The organism is Streptomyces sp. NPDC060027, assembly GCF_042737005.1.
In the GTDB taxonomy this organism is placed as follows: Bacteria; Actinomycetota; Actinomycetes; order Streptomycetales; family Streptomycetaceae; genus Streptomyces.
This window is the reverse complement of the sequence record NZ_JBHWVI010000378.1, coordinates 1-4,753: the sequence shown is the minus strand read 5'-3', so window position 1 is coordinate 4,753 and position 4,753 is coordinate 1. Positions and strand designations below refer to the sequence as shown.

Genomic DNA, 4,753 nt, shown 5'->3' with positions numbered 1-4,753 from the left:
CATATGCGTCGCCCGCGTAATTTTTTTATACCACACCGGCGCCGGGGTTCGTCGCGGACGCCCCGCCGCCCGGTGCACGGGGGCCCGTCGAGGTAGGTAGTGGCAGGGATCAGCCGGCCTTGGCTGTCTCCTCGGCGCGGGCTCGGGTGCTGGCGAGGCGGTAGGAGTCGGTGCCGGTCTCGATGATGGTGCCGTTGAAGGTGAGGCGGTCGACGATGGCCGCGCAGAGGCGGGGGTCGGTGAACGTCTTGGTCCAGCCGCCGAAGGACTCGTTGGAGGCGATGGCGACGCTGTTCTTCTCCTCGCGTTCGGTCAGGACCTGGAAGAGGAGTTCGGCGCCGCGGCGGTCGAGTTCCATGTAGCCGAGTTCGTCGATGCAGAGCAGGTCGACGCGGCCGTAGCGGGCGATCGTCTTGGAGAGTTGCTTCTCGTCGGCGGCCTCGACGAGCTCGTTGACCAACTTCGTGGCCAGCACGTACTTGACCCGGTAACCGGCCATCGCCGCCTCGGTTCCCAGCGCGATCAGCATGTGTGACTTGCCGGTTCCGGAGTCGCTGATCAGGCAGAGGGGCTGGCTTTTCTTGATCCATTCGCAGCTGGCGAGCGTATGAATGGTGGCCGCGTCGAGGTTCGGGTTCGCGTCGAAGTCGAAGGTCCGCAACGACTTGTCCCGAGGGAAGCCGGCCGCCTTGATCCGCCGTTCCGACCGGCGCCTGGACCGGTCGTCACACTCGGCCATCAGCAGCTCTGCGAGGAAACCGCGGTAGGTCATCTGATCCTTCAGCGCCCGATCGGCGATGTCGGAGAACTCGTTCCTGATCGAGGGAAGCCGCAACAAGCGGCAGGCGGTGTCGATGGCCGTGTTGGCGGCCTGCTCGGTCAGTCCTCGCTGGCGGGGCAGGGTCACTGTGCTTCTCCCTCGCGGTGTTCACCGCCGCTGGCGCGACGGCGTCGGAGCAGTTGGTCGTAGTGGGTCACCGAGGGCAGCGGCCTGGTGTCCGGGGGAAGATGCGCGAGCCGCCACTCGTGCAGAAACGTCACGGTGGCCGCGCCCGGGGTTCCGGCTGGTTCGTCCTCGGCCTGGGCGATCTTGCGGGCTTCCAGCGCGACCGCGTCCGCGGTCAGGGCTCCTGCCCGCAGGGCCATCGCGAGTCCGGCGACCAGGTGCTCGTGCGGCAGGTGGCGGGCCAGCAGCAGCACCTCGATCAGCGCCCTCGTCCCGGCCGTGTCTCCGTGGGCCTTGACCGCCGCGGCCCACCAGGCGTCATGGACCGGGGTGAACTTGCCCGCCGAGCGGGCCTGTTCGAGCGCGGTGGCGCCGGGGAAGGCACCCGGCTTGCGGATCAGGGCCTCCAGGTAGTGGTCCAGATCCAGGCGGCAGCCTCCCTTCGCGATCAGCCGCTCGTGCCGGGCCACTTCCACATTCCGGTCATAAACCACCAGGTGAGAGGCGTGCAGCACGACCCGGACCCGCTTGCCGATCAGCCGGACCGGCACCGAGTACCGGTTCGTGCGGACCGCGATCTGGCTGTAGCGGTCGACCCTCGGAGTGAACAGCCGCCCCGTCTCGAACGGTTCCTCCGGCAGCGGCATCAACAGTGGCCGCTCGACCTCGAAGTACTCGTCGATCGTCCGCGGCCGCGAACCGATCCGGCGCCGCCCGTCATGAAGATCCCACTGATCGACGAGTTCGTTCAGCTCGGCCAGCGAGTCGACCTCGGGCACCGGGGTGAAGTGGTTGCGGCGGAAGTAGCCGATCTGGCCCTCCACTCCGCCCTTCTCGTGGGCGCCCTCGATGCCGGGCCGGCAGTAGAAGCTCTCGATCCCGAAGTGCGACCTGAAGGCGATCCACCGGTCGGCTTCCACCCTGGCCCGGCTCAGCCCCAGCACCTGGGCGACGGCGGCCTTCAGGTTGTCGTATCGGACCTTGCTCCGCGGGACCCCGCCCAGCGTCCGCAGGGCGTGAACATGCCCTTCGAAGAAGGCTTCCTGCCCACAAGACGCGAAGACGCGATGAACGGCCCTACCCGAGTAGGACAGGCGGAAGGAGAACAAATAGCAGGTCACAAGCTCGCCGGCGAGCCGGATCGTCACGTCGCCGAAGTCGACCTCGGCCTCCATGCCGGGCTGGTGGGTCTGTGGGATGAACGCTTCGACCGGGGCTTTCCCCGACTCGACGAGGATCTGCGGCTTCCGGTCCGAGACGTAGCGCCGGACCATTTGGTAGGAGACATCCGCGGTGTGTTCCTCGACCAGGCGATGAAAAATCCGCGTGATCGTGTGCCGCTGCTTGCGCGGCGCGTCCAGATCCGCCTGAAGCATCCCGTCGATCACCAGCTTGTAGGGGTCCAACGCGGTCGGCCTCGGCGGCAGCTGCTTCCGCGGCTCCGGCCAGACCGAGTCCACGGCCTTGCGGACCGTCCGCCACGACACGTTGTACTTGCGCTCGATCTCCCGGATCTTCATGCCGCCACGGTGGTCACGCCGGATCGCCGCGTACAGCTCGATCTTCGACATCTGCGGCATGACCAGGCCCTTTCACCAGGAGCATCCCGATGCTCCCGTGGCAAGCACCCCGGCGACTTCAAAACTCGTGAACATCACCCGACCGTGGATCTGGGCGCCTCCCAAACCCGTGAACAACGGGCTTCACAACCCGTGAATAAAGCCACAACGGATTGTCCTGGCCGGCAAGTGTGGTGCTCCTGGCAGTACGGAAGGAAAAGAGCGCGTTCGCGCGCATGGGGCAACGCATCGAAGAGCAGGGGTTTCGCCGGCTGGTCACGGGTTGACGGTTGCTGTGTCCAGACGTCGGTGGATCATCGACAGGGTGGTAAGCAACTCAAGGAGTTCGTCGTCGGTCACCTGGCGGTGAATGCGCGGGTCATGTGCTGTGGGATTGCGATACATACTCAGCAGTCCCTTAAGTAGGTTTGCGAACCCCCGCTGTTCGTCCAGATCCGTTGTCGAAGACCCAGAGTTGATGGCCACGCGCGGAGTACCCGTGCTGCCCGGCATGAGCGTGGCGTCGACCAGGCGGGATCCGTCTCCCTGCTCGCCGGTGAGTTGCCGCAGTCGGGCAGGGACTGACTTGGCTGCCTCAAGGCTGGCATGAAAGGCATTCTTCGTCAGGATCTCGGCGGTGCAGTAGGCGAGAACCTCCGGATGGGTCGCGCGTCGACGCAGTTCGATTCGTAGTGAGTTGGCATGCTGAGCAGCCTCATCGAGGGTTCTCGCCTGGGGCCCGCGTGCCAAGCGTCCCTCGTCGTTGACGCGGAAGCCGACGTGGACAAGAACTTCGTTGAGGTCACCTTGGCGCTTGGCGAAATCACCTGGCCGCTGCGTGTAGGACACCGGCGTCATGACGTTCTTGATGAACACCATGATGTGGTTCGCCATCCCGGTCCGGCGTTGTTGGTTGATCAGCACGGTGGTGAGGCGGTCCTTCTTGGAGTATGTCTTCCCCGGGTCACCCTGGATGCCAGTTAGAGCCAAGAAGTGGCCGATTTGTGTGTGGGTGAGGCCTCCTTCACCTGCGAGTACTAAGGCGAGCGCCGTGACTACCCCCTCATCCCATACAGGGTGCCGTTTCACCGCCGCTGTCGATCGCTCTGTCATAACCAGTGCTCCCAAAACCGCGCATCGTAAGTCAAGTTATGGGTGATGAGGAACCAGAACCCGACTGGTCACCCGAATTCGAGCCCAGCAGCGTGCTAACTGCGGGCTTCGTGAGTCTCGTACAGAAAGACGCCGAGTGTCGCTGCACTTCCGACCGCTAGCCGTGCGTGGCGTGGTGTCAGGCGTTGCTGAGCTTGCATCTTGGACTTACCGTGTCCGGTGCCGTAGGCGTTGCGTAGTTCCGCCGACCCTTGCACGAGCGTCGCGAGATTCATCAGCATCCGCTTGATCGTGTCAGCAGCGCGAGCGGTAGAGTCAATGTCATCTGGCATCAGTTGCAGGACCTTGGTGGTTTTGCGGACAATCGTTGGGATGTCGTCGTTCTTCCCGTGTGGCTCCTGACGTTCGTCGAGAATCGTTTTGCAGATGCTTTCAACGAACTCCTTAGCGGTGCCGATAGCGAGTTCCGGTTCGGTGTCCACAGCGCCCTCCATCCGCGTCACCTGCTGGGAGATGTACTCGGTATCGATACGAGCAACCGCCTCGTGGGCGAACGAGATGGCAACCCCGGCACCGCTCCCAGTACGGGTCGGTGCGTACACCGGCCGGCCTGACATCTGCTTGTGCGGCCTCAGCATCCAGCCATCAGGCACGAGCAGACTGTTCAAGTCTGAAACGATCTTGGCTGCTCGTTCGGTGTCAGACTGCACGACCGGGTGCACCATCTGAGCGAGAAAGCCCAGTAGCACCTCGTCGGGTCCGCTCGCGAGCCGGAAACGCGAGTCGTCGAAGACCCAGTCGTCGTCCCAGTCGTAGTTGTTCACACGATGCTGAATGATGTCGCCGCGTGCCGTCGTGTAGCGCGAATCTGTCGAGGGCAACGACTCCAAGTCATACAGGCGAGCGAGAAAAGCGGCTTCCTCCATCCGGCCCCACCAGGGTCCGCCTTCAGTCCGTACGTAGTCGAAGATGTCTCGGCGCGTGACAGCTGTAATGCGGCGAGCCTGGTCCGAACGCTCGTTGAACGGATCCTCGTAGGGCTGTTCCATCCCGTAATCATGGACCCGGGGGGGGCGGAGGGGGCCCCCCGGGAGGGCCCCCCCCGCGGGGGGCGAGGGGGGGGGGGGGGAGCCAC

Annotated in this window: 4 protein-coding genes; all 4 read right to left on the bottom strand. The window is 64.6% G+C overall.

What is annotated here, in order from left to right; all coding sequences use genetic code 11:
• Positions 1 to 109: 109 nt before the first annotated feature.
• Positions 110 to 907 (bottom strand): IS21-like element helper ATPase IstB, encoded by a 798-nt coding sequence (istB, locus tag ACFWBT_RS41885; RefSeq protein ID WP_385709740.1) that lies wholly within the window; start codon positions 905 to 907, stop codon positions 110 to 112.
• Positions 904 to 2,517, bottom strand: a complete 1,614-nt coding sequence (istA, locus tag ACFWBT_RS41880) for an IS21 family transposase (protein ID WP_385709743.1) — start codon at positions 2,515 to 2,517, stop codon at positions 904 to 906. Before istA ends, istB begins: the two co-directional genes overlap by 4 nt.
• A 264-nt stretch (positions 2,518 to 2,781) precedes the next feature.
• Complete coding sequence (locus ACFWBT_RS41875) at positions 2,782 to 3,429, bottom strand: TIGR02391 family protein (RefSeq protein WP_385709737.1); 648 nt, start codon at positions 3,427 to 3,429, stop codon at positions 2,782 to 2,784.
• Between the two features lie 284 nt (positions 3,430 to 3,713).
• Positions 3,714 to 4,667: an abortive infection family protein gene (locus tag ACFWBT_RS41870; protein WP_385709734.1), complete on the bottom strand. Its 954-nt coding sequence runs from the start codon at positions 4,665 to 4,667 to the stop codon at positions 3,714 to 3,716.
• Positions 4,668 to 4,753: the final 86 nt, after the last annotated feature.